This window comes from Vibrio penaeicida (assembly GCF_002933855.1).
Classification (GTDB): Bacteria; Pseudomonadota; Gammaproteobacteria; order Enterobacterales; family Vibrionaceae; genus Vibrio; species Vibrio penaeicida_A.
In genome coordinates this window covers 109,515-127,512 of the sequence record NZ_BFAQ01000027.1, presented here as the reverse complement: position 1 = coordinate 127,512, position 17,998 = coordinate 109,515, and the positions used below count along the sequence as shown (strand labels likewise).

At 46.4% G+C, this 17,998-nt stretch carries 15 protein-coding genes; 9 read left to right on the top strand and 6 right to left on the bottom strand.

From position 1 onward, the window contains the following. Positions 1–2 precede the first annotated feature (2 nt). Positions 3–878 (top strand): phosphate ABC transporter permease PstA, encoded by an 876-nt coding sequence (pstA, locus tag VPNCDNU1_RS15885; protein ID WP_104401223.1) that lies wholly within the window; start codon positions 3–5, stop codon positions 876–878. A gap of 90 nt (positions 879–968) precedes the next feature. Further along, positions 969–1,718, top strand: coding sequence for a phosphate ABC transporter ATP-binding protein PstB (gene pstB, locus VPNCDNU1_RS15880; RefSeq protein ID WP_104401222.1), 750 nt, complete (start codon positions 969–971; stop codon positions 1,716–1,718). 137 nt (positions 1,719–1,855) lie between these two features. On the opposite strand, the gene VPNCDNU1_RS15875 is transcribed toward pstB, so the two are convergent. The 6 genes from VPNCDNU1_RS15875 to VPNCDNU1_RS15850 form a co-directional block, all read right to left on the bottom strand. After that, positions 1,856–2,569, bottom strand: a complete 714-nt coding sequence (locus VPNCDNU1_RS15875) for a helix-turn-helix domain-containing protein (protein WP_104401221.1) — start codon at positions 2,567–2,569, stop codon at positions 1,856–1,858. Between the two features lie 134 nt (positions 2,570–2,703). Next, entirely contained in the window at positions 2,704–4,017 is a 1,314-nt protein-coding gene (locus VPNCDNU1_RS15870; protein WP_104401220.1) for a TRAP transporter large permease, read from the bottom strand. A 2-nt stretch (positions 4,018–4,019) separates the two neighbouring features. Beyond that, positions 4,020–4,511, bottom strand: a complete 492-nt coding sequence (locus tag VPNCDNU1_RS15865) for a TRAP transporter small permease (protein ID WP_104401219.1) — start codon at positions 4,509–4,511, stop codon at positions 4,020–4,022. A 72-nt stretch (positions 4,512–4,583) separates the two neighbouring features. Next, positions 4,584–5,552, bottom strand: coding sequence for a TRAP transporter substrate-binding protein (locus VPNCDNU1_RS15860; protein WP_237324153.1), 969 nt, complete (start codon positions 5,550–5,552; stop codon positions 4,584–4,586). Between the two features lie 183 nt (positions 5,553–5,735). After that, positions 5,736–6,713: an NAD-dependent epimerase/dehydratase family protein gene (locus VPNCDNU1_RS15855; RefSeq protein WP_104401218.1), complete on the bottom strand. Its 978-nt coding sequence runs from the start codon at positions 6,711–6,713 to the stop codon at positions 5,736–5,738. A 36-nt stretch (positions 6,714–6,749) separates the two neighbouring features. Further along, positions 6,750–9,023, bottom strand: a complete 2,274-nt coding sequence (locus tag VPNCDNU1_RS15850; protein ID WP_104401217.1) for an FAD-dependent oxidoreductase — start codon at positions 9,021–9,023, stop codon at positions 6,750–6,752. A 174-nt stretch (positions 9,024–9,197) separates the two neighbouring features. Between VPNCDNU1_RS15850 and VPNCDNU1_RS15845 the strand changes: the two genes are divergently transcribed. From VPNCDNU1_RS15845 to VPNCDNU1_RS15815, 7 genes are all read left to right on the top strand, one after another. Further along, complete coding sequence (locus VPNCDNU1_RS15845; protein ID WP_104401216.1) at positions 9,198–9,602, top strand: hypothetical protein; 405 nt, start codon at positions 9,198–9,200, stop codon at positions 9,600–9,602. 116 nt (positions 9,603–9,718) lie between these two features. Next, positions 9,719–11,095, top strand: a complete 1,377-nt coding sequence (locus tag VPNCDNU1_RS15840) for a TolC family protein (protein ID WP_371410798.1) — start codon at positions 9,719–9,721, stop codon at positions 11,093–11,095. A gap of 41 nt (positions 11,096–11,136) precedes the next feature. Then, the gene (locus tag VPNCDNU1_RS15835; protein WP_104401215.1) at positions 11,137–12,840 is read left to right on the top strand and encodes an efflux RND transporter periplasmic adaptor subunit; all 1,704 of its coding nucleotides are present in this window, start codon (positions 11,137–11,139) and stop codon (positions 12,838–12,840) included. A 2-nt stretch (positions 12,841–12,842) separates the two neighbouring features. Next, complete coding sequence (locus VPNCDNU1_RS15830; RefSeq protein WP_104401214.1) at positions 12,843–15,965, top strand: efflux RND transporter permease subunit; 3,123 nt, start codon at positions 12,843–12,845, stop codon at positions 15,963–15,965. A gap of 73 nt (positions 15,966–16,038) precedes the next feature. Beyond that, entirely contained in the window at positions 16,039–16,554 is a 516-nt protein-coding gene (copI, locus tag VPNCDNU1_RS15825; protein ID WP_104401213.1) for a copper-resistant cuproprotein CopI, read from the top strand. A 152-nt stretch (positions 16,555–16,706) separates the two neighbouring features. Further along, complete coding sequence (locus tag VPNCDNU1_RS15820) at positions 16,707–17,084, top strand: MerR family transcriptional regulator (RefSeq protein WP_101110282.1); 378 nt, start codon at positions 16,707–16,709, stop codon at positions 17,082–17,084. Positions 17,085–17,132: 48 nt separating this feature from the next. Continuing rightward, positions 17,133–17,945 carry an SDR family NAD(P)-dependent oxidoreductase gene (locus tag VPNCDNU1_RS15815; RefSeq protein ID WP_237324152.1) on the top strand — a complete coding sequence of 271 codons (813 nt, stop codon included), beginning with the start codon at positions 17,133–17,135 and terminating at the stop codon, positions 17,943–17,945. Positions 17,946–17,998: the final 53 nt, after the last annotated feature.

Here is a 17,998-nt window from a genome sequence, read left to right as displayed (position 1 = left end):
TCATGAGCAATAACACTCAAGTAAGTAAGCTGAAAAAAGCACGTAACTTTAAAGATGGCATGCTAAACGCGTTTGTTTGGATTTCCGCTGCGCTGACGGTTGGCTTTCTGTTTTGGATAATCTGGTACATCTTGTCCAACGGATTGAAACATGTCGACTGGGCATTCGTCACCGACGACTACACACGCACTGGAGATGAGCAAGGTATCTTCCCTATGATTGTGTCGACAATCTACATGGTAATCGCATCCATCGCGGTGGCGGCACCACTTGGCATCATGACAGCCATCTACCTGACGGAATATGCCAAAGTGGGTAGCAAGCTCGTGAAGATCATCCGTTTCTGTACTGAATCGCTGGCGGGGATACCTTCCATCATATTTGGTCTGTTTGGTATGACGTTCTTTGTTGCCATATTGGGTCTCGGGTTCTCGATTCTATCGGGTGCGTTAACACTGAGTATCCTCATTCTCCCTGTCATCATCCGTACAACAGAAGAAGCCCTAATGGCGGTTCCACAAACGTTCCGCGAAGGCTCCTATGGCCTTGGTGCTTCCAAAATCTACACTATCTGGCGCTTAATATTGCCAAGCGCAATGCCAGGTATTTTAACCTCGGTCATTCTTAGTATTGGTCGTGTCATTGGTGAATCCGCTCCTGTTTTCCTAACAGCGGGCATGGTTGCGCGCATTCCAGATTCTTTGTTGGATTCTGGTCGAACGCTAACCGTTCACCTTTATAAGCTGACAACCGAGCTGTTCACTGTTGAAGAGTGGAACCAAGCCTACGGTACAGCCACTGTTCTTATCGTCGTTGTCTTGTTGATCAACATGATCACCAAATTTATCGCAAGACGTTTCAATACCGCGACGTACTGATACCTCAACGTACTGGTACCGCGACGGAAAAGTACAGAACCTTTTGCTTAAGCAAAATGACACAGATTTAAAGAATTAAGAGAGTAAGCAATGAACAAGTTTGATATTGAAAATCTAGATCTTTTTTACGGCAGCAACCAAGCCCTTAAGAGCATCAATCTGCCTATTCCATCTCGTCAGGTGACGGCATTGATTGGTCCGTCGGGCTGTGGTAAATCCACACTTTTACGTTGTTTAAACCGCATGAACGATCTGATCGAAGGGGTGAAGATAACGGGTACACTAGATATGGATGGCGAGAACATCTATGGCAATATCGATGTGTCTGACTTGCGCATCAAAGTCGGCATGGTGTTCCAAAAACCGAACCCATTCCCAATGAGCATTTACGAAAACGTGGCTTACGGATTGCGAGCTCAAGGCGTGAAAGACAAAAAACACATCGACTCTGTCGTCGAGAAATCACTTCGCGGCGCGGCATTGTGGGATGAGGTGAAAGATCGTTTGAAATCTCATGCATTTGGTTTATCCGGTGGACAGCAGCAACGTTTATGCATTGCACGCACCATTGCGATGGAGCCGGATGTGATCTTAATGGACGAACCGACCTCCGCGCTCGACCCGATTGCTACGCACAAAATTGAAGAGTTGATGGAATCGCTAAAGAAAGATTACACCATCGTTATCGTCACGCACTCCATGCAGCAAGCTCGCCGCATTTCAGATCGAACTGCGTTCTTTTTGATGGGCGAATTGGTTGAACATGATGATACTCCAGTCATCTTCAGCCAGCCAAAAGATGACCGAACACAAGGCTACGTTAACGGCGACTTTGGTTAACAAACAGGTATATAAGAAACGCTTTTACTGGCATAGACTTATAACTATAAGCGATGGTACTTCTTGCCCCTCCACTGGAGGGGCTTTTTTTGCTAGAAAACCACCTGTTAAGCTGAAGCAGCAGAAGGAAATTTGAATTAGTGTTCTGGGTTGGTGCTGATTTCATCTATCAGATCTTGAAGCTGTGCGACGTATTCATGATGACCCGCTTCTTGAACCTCGAAATCAGTAAAGGCAATGCCCGCAGTCGCCCCTTCCATAGTGAAGGTTTTTGCAATGTTTATTACCGATTGGTTTTCATTTAAATGACACACGTACCCGCTGGATCGGATGTCTTGTATTTGCTGAATAATCTGATCTTTTTGGGCTTGTTCCCAATGCTCAATTCTTAATTCAATTTCTGAATCATCAAGATCTGCTAGCAGTACTTGCCCGATGGATGACTGAGAAACATGATAAATATGATATCCCCCTAACCCCTCTGCCGGGCTTTGGTTAGCCGTGGCGTGATACATATAAACCACCATGTCTTTCCAAAGAACACCTATGGCTAATGTGCGATCGGCGTAGTTGGTTTTGATGGCAATTCTAGTTGCCGCTTGAAACAGGGTTGAACTGTGAAAGCTCTGTGCCGCGAGTAAATGAACGGCTGGTCCCGGCATGTACTTCTTCTGTGAGTTTTGCTCTGCCATGCCAATGGATTTTAACGTTCTGAGCAAGCGATTTACTTTTACAACATTAATGTTTAAACGTTCAGCTAGCTCTTTGTTGCCTAAAGGCGCTTCGCTTGCAGTTAATTCTTGAAAGCAGCGAATGCCATCAATTAGGCTTTGATTGGGTTGTGATGACAAAGTAATTCTCCTCAAAATCAGGAGCGAGATTCATTGAATGAATATTGCTCGCTCCTCAGCCATTAATAATGCCATTCCTTTCACGTTTGGGGTAACCCCAATGGTGCCAATAAGTGACGTGGATGAGTGGTGTTTTATCCTCCGGTGACTAGCGCAGGTAAAAATAGCGTAATGGCTGGCACAAATGTAATGATCAAAAGCGTAATCAATATTGGAATATAGAACGGAATAATGGCACGTACCAACGCACCGTAACTGACTTTGGCTATGTCCATCATGATGAACAAAATGACACCAAATGGTGGCGTTATTGCCCCAATCAGCAAGTTAAAGATCATCATGACCCCAAATTGCGTCGGATCCATGCCAATCGCTTCAACTAAAGGCAGTAAGGTTGGAACCCCAATCAGCAGTATCGCTGTGGTCTCAAGCAGTAACCCCGCGACAAGTAACATTCCGTTGATCATCAAAAGCAGCACTATGGGGTTGTCTGATATGGTGAGTAACGCCTGTTGTAAGGTAGCAGGGACATTTAAAACCGAAATCAACCAAGATATAGGTGCAGCGCAAGCCAGAATAAACACCAAGGCACCAATCGTAAAAACCGTTGTTTTGAGTGCTTCTATAAAGTTATCGAAGGTGAGCTCTTTCGTCGATAAGCCAAGTACTACGGCATAGATGGTCACAATGGCACCAAGTTCAGTCGGTGTCGCGACACCTGTAAGTAGTCCGCCAATCAGAATGATAGGGGCAAGTAACCCTGGGAGTGCTCTCCACGCCGTATACAGCACGTGTTTTAGTGATGCTCTAGGCTGTACTGGCGAATAGACTCGACCTGTCGCGGCGAGAAAATAAATCAACAGCATGAGTATGCCGCCTAAAACAAGACCCGGAATAATGCCGGCCAAAAAGAGCTTTGCAATGGACTCCCCAGACAGCACCGCGTAAATCACCATGATGACACTGGGTGGAATAATAGGACCGATGATAGAAGACGTCGCCGTGACCGCTGCACTGAATGCTTTATCGTAGCCCGCTTTCTTCATAGCTTTGATCTCAATGGTGCCAAGACCTGCTGCGTCTGCGGTCGCCACGCCCGACATACCAGAAAACACAATGGAAGCGAGTATATTCACGTGTGCAAGACCGCCATGAATGTGTTCGACCAGTGCGCGGGCAAACGCAAAAATGCGGTCTGTGATGCCAGACACATTCAACAAATTGCCAGCCAATACAAATAAGGGTATTGCTAGCAACGGAAAACTTTCCAATGAGGGCGAAATACGTTGAGGAATTATCTTGATCCCTGCTACGGAAAATAACGGCATGCTTCCTGTCCATTTCTGAATCAGAATAAACGCAACAGCAGCGGTGAGCATTGCAAATGGTACGGGCATCCGTAGGAAAATGAGCCCAAACAATATAGCCAATAGTAGAAGTGCTTCCATATCTAAACTAACGCCTCCTGATCGGCTTTGCGTTCAAAAAGAACGTCGTAACTGATGGACATACAAATAGAGATAAAGCAGTAAATCAGCGGGATTGAATTGTAAAATGCGATGGGGAAATTGATCGGGAGTGAAATCGTACTTCTGCGTAGCTCTGTTTTTAATATTGGGCTGATGTGCACCAGCAATGTGACGAGTGTAACGACAGTAAGAATAGACATTACAATGCTCAGAATCCTTGCTACTTCGCCTTTAGGGAATAGGTCGACAATGATATGGCGCTTCTCTTTTGTAGCAACTGCTGCAGAAAGCAATGTGAGCAGAATGAACATAATGGTAACGGCTTCTTCCATCCATGCGATTGGGGCATTGAAAAAAAAACGTGCAATGATCTGGTAAGCGATCGTTATGACAATAGCAAGTGTCAGAAACATGCAGATGCCCATTTCAATTTTTCCCTGCCAAGAGATAAAAGACTTGAGTATTTTTTGCATTCGAACCTCTCAAAAATGCGCAGGCAATAGCGAAATGTAAAGAGCGCCGGGAAACCCGGCGTACTCGTGGTTTTATAGTTTTTGTACAGCTTCAAATAAGCCTTTTTTCCACAGACCTTGATCTTCTACTTTACCGACTGCTTTTAGCGCGGCTTCGCGAAGTGGAGTGGAGTCGTATTCATTTATTGTTGCGCCGGCAGCACGCATTTTAGAGAGCACTTCTTCCCTGCGGCTGGTGGCGTCGTCGTAAGCCCATTTCGCGGCATCTTTTGCTGCTTTAACCAGCAACTCTTGATGTTTTGGCGACATACTGTTGAATTTATCTTCATTAAAAACAATCGTTGATGTGGCCCAAACATGGTTGGTTAGATAGATATTTGGTGCCACTTCGTGGAATCGCTGGGCAACGGCAGCAGTTGGTGGACCTTCTGCGCCATCTACGATCCCTGTACTCATGGCTAAGTAAACTTCACCCCAAGCTACCTGAGTTGGCTGTGCGCCCAACGCTCCCCACAATTCTAGATAGGACTGAATCTGAGGGATGCGCATTTTTCTACCTTGGAATGCGCCGTCTTTTCCTAGCGGTTTCACTAAATAAGCAATCCTTGGTTCTGTTGGCCCTGCGGACAACACTCGGATACGATCTTGGGTTCGCATCTCTTCGGTTAATCCGTCGAACAACTTGCTATCGAAAAAGTCGAACATGTGTTGCCCATCTCTGAAGGTAAAGCCCCAAGTGAGAATTTGTGTATCGGGTGCGTAGGCTGACAACCAAGCAGCGGCAGTGCCTAATGCATCAATAGAGCCTGACGCAATTTGATCCATGACTTGAGGGGGAGTACCGAGCTGAGTACCCGTGATATAACTGACTTTAATGTTTCCATCTGAACGTGCTTCTACTAATTCAGCAAAGTGCTTGTTCATTTTATCCATGGGCGACCCGATCGAGTCGGCATTAACTAAAACGAAGGTTTCTGCCGCAGCGGTAAAAGTCGCTGATAAGGCTAAAACTCCGCTTAGCAGTGTGGCTTTCATATTCATAATCGTCCTTAATCGTTGTGAACACGATGTGTATTTTTACCTCTCCAGACTTGCATCTAGAAAAGCAATAGTTGAGGTCTAGAGACCTTAATTAGTGGAGTTGGTTTTCCATTTCGTATCGATTCTCCTTAGGTTTACTATCGGTCATATTTTGGTATTGCGTGCTTTTGCGACGCTAATTGGCTAACGTTTTTCTTTAGAAGCGCTTTCTTGGATCATGGCTCTAAAGTTGTACCTTGGCTGATAGCCCAACAATTGTTTGATCTTGGTATTACTGGTGGTATACCGAATGGCAGTACCCGGCATATAGATATTGGTGATAGGTAGCCCTAGCTTCTCGGCAATTTGAGGTACGTCTTTATCGAATTCAACGACATCATCAGGTTCTAAATTGAATGTTTGATTGGCGGCGTTGCTGTGGGTGGCTGCCAGCAGTACACCTGCAGCAGTATCTCGTACATCACTGATGTGCATCATGTAGGGCTTATTGTCTTCTTCGCCGTGCTGAATAATGACTTGCTCTCCTTGCTGTAAAAGAGGTTTCAACTTCTCAGCGATGTCTTGCTTACCAAAGTGCTCCAATTGCTTGATCTTCCCACTTAAGAAAAAGCGTGCACCCGAGAAAAAAGATTGAGGATCCAACAATTCATCTGCCGATTGGGTATGAGGGAATCGCAAAACACACGTTTCTAGCCCTTGTCGTTGATAAAACGCGACCAAATCTTCCCCTAGCTTTTTAGTGAGCCCGTAAAACGAAGTTGGGTCACGGGGGTGATCTTCTGTTATCGGAAGAAATTTTGCGTTGGTTTCTGGATAAACTTCTCCAGTACTGGCAAATACAAATCGCTCAATCGATCCATGTTGGCTTGCTGCCTCAAGCAGCATTTGAGTCGCCGTTACATTGGCTTGGTACATGGCATTGTTATCTTCTGCTCGCCAAGACATAAAAGCGCCAATGTGCAAAACAATATCAACGTTTAAGAGCGCAGTTCTCAGTACGTTAATGTCGCTAAAGTCGGTTTTAATATGTGTGTAATGTGTATTTTTTAATTCATTGTTTTTTAAATCTAGCCCAATCACACGATGACCTGATTCTAATAATTGGTGTGTGAGTACTGTCCCTACACGACCAGAAGCGCCAGTAACAAGATAGGTTTTCATAACGTTTTTTACCTTAAATTCTTTCCAATATGTTGATTAACCATGGACCCGAATGCCGAAAACCGACACAGGAGCACCTTGAGAATTTCTAATTGATAGACTGAGTTTTTCGATAGGCATGTCGCTATCAAGCTCAATTCGAACGACACCCATTCGGTTATCGCTAATTTGTTGGTAAAACTGACCATTTACAAAGCACCGAATCTGATGCGCTAGGTGCGGCATCACTCTATCGTGGTGTCGGTATTGAACACTCTCTAATGGGTGGTCGTAGTCGCAGTCCAGATAGAGACACAACGATTTTGCCCTTATGGGTTGTTGCCATTCGAGGGAAATGTTTGGGTTTGGATCATTAGGTTTTGCCATCCAAGCGTTAGGTAAAGACGTCGGGCGCAATGGACCGTAAATCAATGCTTTCTTATCGAAGGTATGCAAGGGAAAAGGCGATTTGAAAGCGATATTCTGACCTTTAGGTCTCCTTTCTGGCACCCAAAATTCAAAGCTATCGACACCGAGATCTTTTGGCGCTTCTTGTCTTGCTTTGGTGCTGACTTTTTCGAGGCCGCCTTGTTTGACCGTTAGGATTCCCGTTGCTATCTCTTCGCTTAGCCCAATGGAGACGTGAGGGTTTTGTTTAAAACAGATAAATAAGTACTGATCGGGGTAATCAATAGTGAGAGGGATGCTGATCAACTGTTCTCCGGCGGAAAGTGCTTGTTTGTATTCCGCCACTATTTCTTCTGGCGTGTGATTGCTTTCTCTTTTGGCTATGCGAATTTCAACGGTAACTTCTGTGGGTTCGTTGCAGAGACAAGGCACATCCATACTTTGATTGGTAGAGCTTGTTACTGGGATGAGCTGGGCGTAACTCTCATCCAGCTTTTTCCACCCGCCAGTGTGTTCAAAACCAGATAATCTGTATTCTGAGCTAACGCGAATGTGAGCGCTGCTCGCTAAATTCTGATGGCTTAATGCATCATAATTCGGCACATAATGCCCATCGGCAGAAAGCTGTACTTTTAACGCTTGCATCAGAGGGGAATCGGGAATCGCATTGGGTAATGTGTCGTTTTTTTTGCATATCGAGGCTGCTGTGCCAATAACCTGTCCAATTGCAGACGATGTTGCCATTACCCGAGTACTGCCAAACGCCACGTGAGACGCAGAGAGCAGACGACCGTTTAGAAAAAGATTGTGGATATTTCGGCTATACATACAGCGAAGTGGAATGCCGTAAATGCCTTTGGCGTGATATTGATTACACGATTTTTCCGAGCCATAAACACCATCGGCAGGATGCAAATCGATAGACCACCCACCATGGGAAACGGCATCGGAATGGATAACTTGCTGAACAATGTCTTTCTGAGTCAGCATGTAAGCGCCTTCACCTCGGCGGCTTTCTCGCTTGCCGGGGATTGTGCCAACCCATTCCAATGCGAGGTTTTTTGCTTCAGGAAACTTTCCGGAATTCTTTATGTAGCCCCAAACACCATATACGATTTTCTGAAGTTCGGTTTTTATCTCTTCAGATTGATGGATAGTATCGAGGCGACCACCCCATTCTATCCACCATAATGAGCATCCATGTTCCGTGGTTTTGAAGCTACGGTAACGAGGGATCAGTGTCGGCACGTCTTTTAATGCAAACTCCGGCGTAACAAAATCCACAGGATGCCCAACGTCTTTAGAATAGAAATACAGTGAATGACCTAATAGCTTGCCGTAATCATCACCAGGTGCCATTGGTTCATTAAACTCTTCGGCTTCTTCCGCCCCCATTCGGTAGGCCGCCCCTGAAAGATGCACCAAAATGCCATCTCCGCTGGAATCCGCAAATAAGTCTGCGCTCACTTGGTACATGGTGCTGTTTTGAGAATTGAAGGCATGAACTTGCGTGATACGAGAATCGAGACATTCACAATGAAACACGGCAGTGTTGACAATGACGGTTAGGTTGTCTTCTTTATCAGCCCAGTCTTGCAAGATGGAATCTAATATCACGGGGTTTCCACCCGGATTTCGAAACTGATTTTCAAGTAATATCTCATTGATAATTCCCCCCTCACGCGCCCAGCGGTTGTTATTACCTCCGTGCGATGTTGCCCCCAATACCCAAAGCCTAACTTCGCTTGAAGCATTGCCACCCAATACTGGTCTGTCTTGCAAAAGAATGACTCGTAATCCGTTTCTCGCGGCTGATATAGCGGCACACAATCCAGATAATCCGCCGCCGACAACGACAAAGTCAGCACGCAAGGATTCGACTTTTAAGCTTCTTGATTGGGTTTCTGCTGGTTCTCTAATCATATCTAATTTCTATAATAGTAATATCTATAATAGAAATGATCATAAATTAACCAATTTTAGATTAATGTGATGTGGGTTATAAAAATGTTAATAGTGGGAATCGGTGTTTTAAACCATTGACCTTCCCCCTAGGGGAACGTTTAGAGTCGGTAGAGAATGAATAAAAGGTGCGATATGGCAAATCAACTCAAAACAATTTGGATTACAGTGCTTAGCATTGTTGCCTTGCTGTTTTCAGGATTTGTGACCAGCGCGCCAGTGATGATGATCGATATGATAGAACAAGCATCGAGTAAGGCGTCGCCTTGCCATGTGAGTTCTGTCGATGCCACCCCAAATCATTCAATGAAAATGATGCATTCAGATCGTTCAGGTACATCTGCGGAATCGTTAAGTTGTTTGTCTGATTCCCATGGTGGGCATACGTGTTGCATCGCCGTTTGTGCGACCACATTTGTGCCTTTACCCGTAAGTGATGTGCTCGTTTATACCCGCTTCACCCTTTCTCCTTTCTATGCCGTCACGATTGGTGACGAAATTTCCCGTACCCAAACTCTGTTCCGCCCCCCTATCGCCTAAATCCATTTCTGTATTTTTAACGCTTCTTAACTTACAGAAGCTTGATTGAACGGCGTTTTTACGCCCAGATTTTGGACAAAAAAGTGATATCACAACCAAGAAAAGTCGCGCTCTCGATAGGTGCATGCTTGGCTGTATTTCCAGCATTGGCTGGCGCAGCGAGCATACTTTTATCAGAGCAAGCGAAAGCAAAGCACCCGCTTACAGAGCTTATTAATACTGCCATCGCGATGGACAGTGACCGAAAGCAGGTTTACGCCCAATCTTCTGCAATGCGTGAAATGGGGGTTGCCAGTGCCACCCTTATGGATCCTAAACTTAAAGTTGGATTCGGTGGTTTACCCATCGATAGTTTTAAGTTTGATCAAGATCCAATGACGAACTTATCTGTTGGGCTGATGCAGCAGTTTGAACGAGGTTCAACATTGGAGCTCAAACAAAAACAAGCCAATCAGCAAGCCGATGGGACAAGCTTTCAAATTCAAGTCCGCGAATTGGACATCGCCAACCAAATAACCCAAATCTGGTTGGAATTAGGCTATGTGCAAACCTCAGAGCGCATTCTGCGCGACAAACGACGCTTAATTTCTGAACTTGAACGTTTCATTAAAACCAATTACGCCAATGGCAAAAGTGAAGCGCAGGACCTATTGAATGCACAGCTTCAAGTGGCCAAGTTGGATGAAAAGTTAGAAGCAAATGCGCAAATGCAGTATCGATTCGTTTCACAGCTATCGGAATGGCTTGGTGCTGATTGGCTAAACAATCGCCTATCTGAAGGGCAAGCTGTGGGGGAATTACCTTCTAGTGAAGAAGCCATGTTGAACGCTTCCAATACTTTGGATTGGACGTTGTTGGAGACGCGACTGGCGACTCGTCTAGGATCTACTCAACATTTTCAGCAGCTTGGAGAACATCCAATAGTGAAAATGGCAGACAGCCAAATTCAAGCAAGCCAAACCCAAATAGACATTGCCGAGCAGGCGTATCTTCCACAATTTGGCGTAGAAGTGATGTACGCCAACCGACAAGCCAATAATATGCGAGGAGAACCAGCGCCTGATCTCGTGAGTGCATATCTTACTTTGGATATCCCGCTGTTTACCGATAACCGCCAAGATAGGCAGGTATCGGCAGCTCAATATCAGGTGGGGGCAGCGCAACTGAAAAGAGACACCTTATTGCAGCAAATGAACGCCAAGGTGAATACCCTTCTGAGTGACAGAACCAACATAAAACAGCGATTGGCGCGTTACCAATCTTCCCTTATACCTCAAATAAAAGCGCGCATTCGTGCCGTCGAACGAGGTTACCAAAATAACACCGCGCAGTTCAGCGACGTCATTGCCGCGTCCAACGATGAGCTGGCTTTGCAATTGGAACAGCAACGTCTTGTCACCGATTTGAATGTAGTGAACAGCAATCTCGCGGCTTTGCTTCGCGGTTTTGACTATCAGGCGAGTGCGCCTCAACTCAGCGAATCATTTCGCTAAAAAAACGTTTGCTAGAGAATTTGTTATTTAAGGGAAAAACAATGAAAACACTGCAAGTTGCCACCATCGCATTATTGGTGGGCGGAGCGTTGGGCTACGGCGTGAATCACTACATAGCTGGAGCAAACCACAACATGGGCGCGATGGCGACCCCAGCAGCCAAGAGCGCAAATGAGCCTTTGTACTGGGTCGCCCCGATGGACCCGAATTACAAAAGAGATAAGCCCGGGCAATCTCCTATGGGAATGGATCTCGTTCCCGTGTATGCCGAGGATATCGCGGGAGAAAATGACAAAGTCGGCACTATCAAAATAGACCCGTCTATCGAAAATAACTTGGGTGTAAAAACCGCCAATGTATTGAAAGAACCATTAACGCCCAGCTTAGAAACCGTGGGTTATATCGCCTTCGATGAAAGCCGACTGTGGCAAACCAACGTGCGCGTTGCGGGTTGGGTCGAAAAGCTGCACATCAATGCAGTGGGCGAGAAAGTCACTAAGGGTGATGTCCTATTTACTCTGTATTCGCCTGAGCTCGTGAAAGCGCAAGAGGAGTTGATCAGCGCCTACAAAACCAACCGTAAGGGGTTAGTGAAAGGGGCAACAGAAAGGCTGCTGACGTTAGGGGTGGATCGCAGTCAAATTCGAATCATAACTCGCCGTGGAAAAGCCTCTCAAACTATCGAAGTGAAAGCACCCGCAGACGGTGTGATTGCGAATTTGAACATTCGTGAAGGCGGGTATTTGTCGCCTGCTCAAGCGGTGATCAGCGCAGGGCCGCTTGATAACGTATGGGTCGATGCCGAAGTGTTTGAACGTCAAGCGCATTGGGTAAAAGCGGGCAGTAACGCCAGTATGAGACTCGACTCGGTGCCCGGTACTGAGTGGCAAGGTGAAGTGGATTACATCTACCCAATACTGGATCCGAAAACACGTACTCTTCGTGTTCGCCTCAAATTCTCCAATCCACAAGGCGAGTTGAAGCCGAACATGTTTGCCAACATCACGTTGCAACCTGTGAGTGAGGAATCTGTGCTTACCATTCCTAAATCGGCAGTGATTCGATCGGGCGGAATGACACGAGTTGTATTGTCTGAAGGCGAAGGTAAATATCGTTCAGCACGAGTCGAAGTGGGAAGAGAGGCGGGAGATAAAATTGAAGTGCTGCAAGGGCTTTCTGTTAATGATCGAATAGTGACTTCCGCGCATTTCATGCTGGATTCTGAATCGAGCCAAACTGCCGATCTAGCGCGCATCAACGGAGTGGAGGCAGATGCCGAAACAGTCTGGGCTAAAGGGGAAATTACCGATGTGATGGAAGGGCACCGGATGCTAACCATCAACCATCAGCCAGTACCAGAATGGAGTTGGCCGGGTATGGTGATGAATTTCACTTTTGCTGAAAACGTAGAAATGAAAGGGCTTGGCAAAGGGCAAGCCATTGATTTCGAAATGCAGAAAACCGAGTCTGGTCAATACGAAATTGTGGACTACAAAGTGGGGGAAAGCGTGCTCGCGGCAGAAGTGTGGTTAACCGGAGAAGTGAGCACACTTATGGCGGAATTCGGCATGATCACGCTGAGCCACTCACCCGTTTCAGAGTGGGGTTGGGAAGAAGGTGAAATGAACTTCACGGTCGAGGATGGCCTAGACCTTTCGCCCTTTCAGGAAACTCAAAAAGTTCGATTTCTAGTCGAAAAGCAAGGCAGCGAATATCGACTTAAGCAAATAGAAGCTGAGGGCTAAGTATGATAAACGCAATCATTCGATGGTCCATCAACAACCGTTTACTTGTTTTGTTAACGACGCTGGCATTGGTTTTGGGAGGGTTATACAGCGTTAAAAATACGCCTGTGGACGCGATTCCCGATTTGTCTGATGTGCAGGTGATCATAAAAACCAGCTACCCCGGACAAGCGCCACAAGTAGTAGAAGATCAAGTAACGTATCCTCTTACCACTGCGATGTTAGCGGTGCCGGGAGCGGAAACCGTACGCGGCTATTCCTTCTTTGGGGACTCCTACGTTTACATCATCTTCAATGACAATACCGACATGTACTGGGCGCGCTCGCGAGTGCTCGAATACCTCAGCCAAGTGGCTCCCAACTTACCCACCAATGCCAAACCTACATTAGGGCCAGACGCGACAGGCGTGGGCTGGGTATACAGCTATGTTCTGCAAGATAAAACGGGTCAGCACGATTTGGCGCAGCTTCGAAGCCTGCAAGATTGGTTTTTGAAATACGAATTGCAAACCGTAGAGGGAGTATCAGAAGTCGCCACGGTAGGCGGCATGGTTAAGCAATACCAGATCCAAATCGATCCCGCCAAGCTACGTGCCTATAACCTGACATTACAGCAGGTGAACATGGCCATTCAGAATGGTAATCAGGAATCGGGGGCGTCGGTTATTGAAGTGGCGGAAGCCGAGCATATGGTGCGCACAACGGGGTATTTGAGTGGCATTGACGACATCAAATCGCTGCCATTGAAGGTGACTGAAAAAGGGACACCGCTGTTATTAGGAGACATTGCAGACATTAATCTAGGTCCTCAAATGCGACGGGGCATTTCAGAACTCAATGGTGAGGGTGAAGCGGCTGGTGGTGTCATAGTGATGCGCTTTGGCGAAAACGCCAGTGAAGTGATTGCCAATGTAAAAAACAAACTTGGAGAACTTCAGCGCAGCTTGCCAGACGGAGTGGAAATTGTGCCGACGTACGACCGCTCTACGCTGATCAACGCAGCGGTAGAAAACCTTTGGAAGAAGCTGGCGGAAGAGTTCATCGTTGTGGCGGTTGTGTGTGCCTTGTTCCTGTTCCACATCCGTTCTTCTTTGGTCATTGCTCTGAGCCTGCCAGTTGGCATTCTTTCCGCCTTTATAGTGATGCACTGGCAAGGCATTAACGCCAACATCATGTCTTTAGGTGGGATAGCCATCGCGATTGGTGCCATGGTCGATGGTGCCATCGTCATGATTGAGAATGTACACAAGCACATTGAGCGCACACCCCTGACCGATAAAAACCGTTGGCAGGTAATTGGTAAAGCGGCAGAAGAAGTGGGCGCTCCCTTGTTCTTCTCACTGCTTATCATCACATTGAGTTTCGTTCCCGTGTTTGCCTTAGAAGGGCAGGAAGGGAAAATGTTCTCTCCTCTTGCGTTCACCAAAACTTACGCCATGGCGGCATCGGCAGGTTTAGCTATCACGCTGGTGCCTGTATTGATGGGGTACTTTGTTCGGGGAAAAGTACTGCCTGAGCACAAGAACCCGATCAATAAAGGGCTGGTAGCACTGTATAAGCCATTATTGGGCGTGAGTTTGCGCTTCCCTAAAACGATGATTGTGTTGGCATTAGGGCTGATGGCTTCCGCTTATTACCCCACCAGTAAACTGGGTAGTGAGTTTATCCCCCCTCTGGATGAAGGCGATTTAATGTACATGCCAACCACCTATCCGGGGATTTCAATTGGTAAAGCGCGAGAAATCTTGCAGCAAACCAACAAGCTGATCAAAACCGTGCCCGAAGTAGACACCGTGTGGGGCAAGATTGGCCGTGCGGAAACCGCCACTGATCCCGCGCCGCTCACCATGATCGAAACCGTTATTCAGTTTAAGCCGAAGTCCGAATGGCGTGTTGGGGTAACAAGCGAATCATTGCGGAAAGAGCTGGATGATTTAGTTCAATTTCCCGGTTTAACCAATGCGTGGGTTATGCCAATCAAAACGCGTATCGATATGTTGGCAACCGGCATTAAGACCCCAATTGGTATCAAGATCGCCGGTCCTGACCTCAAGGTTATTGAAACCATAGGGGCACAGCTCGAACCGATCCTGAATGGAGTTAACGGCACTGCTTCCGTCTATGCAGAACGTGTGGCGGGTGGCCGTTATGTCACCATCGACATCAAGCGCCGCTCGGCTGCCCGATATGGTTTGAGCATTAAAGACGTTCAGCAAGTGATCTCGACGGCGGTAGGCGGCATGAACGTGGGAGAAACCATTGAAGGGCTAGAGCGCTATCCAATCAATGTTCGATACCCACAGGAGTATCGTAACTCTGTGGTGATGCTGGAAAACCTGCCTTTGGTGACTCCCAATGGTGCGCGTATTGCGCTCGCTGATGTGGCCGATATTCGCTATGAAGACGGACCCCCGATGATCAAAACGGAAAATGCACGCCCTAACGGCTGGGTGTTTGTGGATATTGAAGGGCGAGATCTTGGATCTTATGTCGCCGATGCTCAGCGAGTGGTTGCTAATGAGTTGGTGCTCCCTGCGGGTTATTCATTAGCGTGGTCTGGGCAATATGAATACATGGAACGCGCCAAAGAACGCTTGAGTGTCGTGGTGCCCATAACGATTGCCATCATCATGCTGCTGCTCTACTTCAGTTTTCGCCGAGTGGGTGAAGTGCTGATCATTATGCTGACACTGCCTCTCGCGATGGTTGGTGGTTTATGGCTCATGCACTACCTTAACTACAACTTTTCTATTGCGGTTGGGGTCGGGTTTATCGCTCTGGCAGGAGTGGCAGTTGAGATTGGGGTCATTATGTTGGTTTACCTCAATCAAGCGTGGCATTACAAAAAGTTGGATGCAGCAGAAACAGATACCACATTGACGAAAGACGACCTCACCAACGCCATACGCGAAGGGGCAGGGCTGCGTGTTCGCCCAGTCATGATGACGGTTCTGACGGTGATCATCGGATTAGTACCGATCATGTACGGCGATGGCACCGGCTCGGAAGTCATGCAGCGGATTGCCGCGCCAATGATTGGTGGAATGGCATCGGCATTATTGCTCACGTTATTGGTTTTGCCCGCTATCTTTAAGTTATGGAAGCAAAACGAACTTCGCAAGTAATCCAAATTCAGGGTTACTTGTGGGTAATCCTGAATTCAAATTCAAATTCAATTCGAAATAGAAGGAAATTCAGATGAAAAAATCAATCATTGCACTGGCTCTTAGTATGGTTGCATCCGGCGTTATAGCTGAAGGGATGGATCACTCTAAGATGGATCATTCCAAAATGGATCACAGCAAGATGGACCACTCCAATATGATGAACATGGAAGGCATGTCGGATGTAGGCATGCCTGCCAAAGGGGCGAAACCAGACAAAGTGGTGCACGTTATTTTAAGCGACGACATGACCATCAAGTTTAAAAAAGAAGTGGATATCGAGCCCAATGATGTGGTTCAGTTTGTGGTGATCAACACTGGAAAGATCGATCATGAATTTGCGATTGGTTCACTTGCGGAGCAGGAAAAACATCGCACCATGATGAAAGAGCAAGGCGCACATGCTCACGATTCGGGTAGTGCAGTGACGGTTAAGCCCGGTAAAGCGAAACAATTGACGTGGCACTTTCATGGAGACACCAATGTCGAGTTTGCCTGCAACATTGCTGGGCACTACGAAGCAGGCATGGTGAAGTCGATTCAAATCTAAGTAGAACTCAGAACTTAATTGATGCTGAAACTCGGGCGGTATTCCTATCGCTCGAGTTTTTCTAATTTACATTGTAAATTCCTACGATATTTAGAGAATGTTTAGTTTGGTTTCCTTACACTCTTGCAACACATCAGGGAGGAGAAAGCACAATGTATATTGGAGAGTTATCGAAAAAGACTGGAGTCAGCGTTAAAGCGATTCGACATTATGAAGACATTGCGTTAATCAAATCGCCCCAACGCGATGGAAAATACCGAGTTTACGACGACAGTTATGTTCAAGTACTAGGCATGATAAAAGCTGCAAAAGGGCTAGGGTTTACTTTGGAGGAGCTTCGAACCATAGCGAAAGCCAAATCACAGGAAGGCTTGGTGCCGATGGACTTACTGAAAGCCGAACTGCAAAAAAAGCGCACCAACATTCTCATTAAGAAAGCGGAATTGGAAAAAAGACTTGAGGAAATGGACGAGCTAGAAATCAGCGTTCAACATTACAATCAGTGCCTATTGGAAAATATTAATCAATAATTTTTTAGTAAATAGGTGTTGACTCTCCCCTATACGGGAGACTTTAGGATGAAGACCTCAACAGACAAAACAGAGGTCAACATTATGAAAACGGCATTCATCACAGGCGCAACATCTGGCATTGGTTTCGAATTTGCAAAGTCTCTTTCTGAGCAAGGCTACGCACTGATCGTTCACGGACGCAACCCTAAGAAATTGGCAGAACTCGAACGCCAAATTGAAGGCGTTAGCCAAACCATTTGCGCTGACTTGTCCGATCCGGCTACGCATGCTCAGGTGATTCAACAGCTTGAAGCCTATTCCAACCCCATCGATGTTGCCATTAATAACGCTGGTTATGGTTTGTATGGTGCGCATATCGAGCACACATCAGCACAAATACAGCAAATGGTGTCGGTCAACGTGTTAGCGCTGACCTCTTTGAGTGAATACTTTGCCAGACGAATGGAAAAACAAGGCAAAGGATACCTAATGAATGTGGCGTCTACCGCTGCTTACCAGCCTCAGCCTTATATGGCTGCGTATGCGGCCAGCAAAGCGTATGTTGCCAGTTTTACCGAAGCCTTAGCAGTAGAAATGAAAGACAAAGGTGTGAACATCACCTGCTTGTCACCGGGGCGAACAGATACAGGCTTCTTTACTTTCGATGGCAAGGACAAGTCGAGCTCTGGCACGGGGACATTTGCGGCAAAATATAGAGTCAGCCCAACGAAAGTCGCACAGAAAGGGTTGGATGCTTTGTTCAAAGGGCGCTTCAGAGAGATTCCATTTCTAGACAACAAGTTCTACGTTTTCCTGAATCGAATTCTGTCTAAAGATGGTATGTTGAAAATGTACAGCAGCGCGATGAAAAATGTATAAAATCAAAGCTATTTGATACAACTATTTTGCGAGTATATTGGAAAGGATGGAAA

Excerpts from the sequence above, each read along its gene's own strand:
- VPNCDNU1_RS15855 (WP_104401218.1), bottom strand. The coding sequence starts at position 6,713 with ATGAAAACCTATCTTGTTACTGGCGCTTCTGGTCGTGTAGGGACAGTA.
- VPNCDNU1_RS15830 (WP_104401214.1), top strand. The coding sequence starts at position 12,843 with ATGATAAACGCAATCATTCGATGGTCCATCAACAACCGTTTACTTGTT.
- VPNCDNU1_RS15835 (WP_104401215.1), top strand. The coding sequence starts at position 11,137 with ATGAAAACACTGCAAGTTGCCACCATCGCATTATTGGTGGGCGGAGCG.
- copI (WP_104401213.1), top strand. The coding sequence starts at position 16,039 with ATGAAAAAATCAATCATTGCACTGGCTCTTAGTATGGTTGCATCCGGC.
- VPNCDNU1_RS15865 (WP_104401219.1), bottom strand. The coding sequence starts at position 4,511 with ATGCAAAAAATACTCAAGTCTTTTATCTCTTGGCAGGGAAAAATTGAA.
- VPNCDNU1_RS15820 (WP_101110282.1), top strand. The coding sequence starts at position 16,707 with ATGTATATTGGAGAGTTATCGAAAAAGACTGGAGTCAGCGTTAAAGCG.
- VPNCDNU1_RS15870 (WP_104401220.1), bottom strand. The coding sequence starts at position 4,017 with ATGGAAGCACTTCTACTATTGGCTATATTGTTTGGGCTCATTTTCCTA.
- VPNCDNU1_RS15860 (WP_237324153.1), bottom strand. The coding sequence starts at position 5,552 with ATGAATATGAAAGCCACACTGCTAAGCGGAGTTTTAGCCTTATCAGCG.
- pstB (WP_104401222.1), top strand. The coding sequence starts at position 969 with ATGAACAAGTTTGATATTGAAAATCTAGATCTTTTTTACGGCAGCAAC.
- VPNCDNU1_RS15845 (WP_104401216.1), top strand. The coding sequence starts at position 9,198 with ATGGCAAATCAACTCAAAACAATTTGGATTACAGTGCTTAGCATTGTT.
- pstA (WP_104401223.1), top strand. The coding sequence starts at position 3 with ATGAGCAATAACACTCAAGTAAGTAAGCTGAAAAAAGCACGTAACTTT.
- VPNCDNU1_RS15850 (WP_104401217.1), bottom strand. The coding sequence starts at position 9,023 with ATGATTAGAGAACCAGCAGAAACCCAATCAAGAAGCTTAAAAGTCGAA.
- VPNCDNU1_RS15815 (WP_237324152.1), top strand. The coding sequence starts at position 17,133 with ATGAAGACCTCAACAGACAAAACAGAGGTCAACATTATGAAAACGGCA.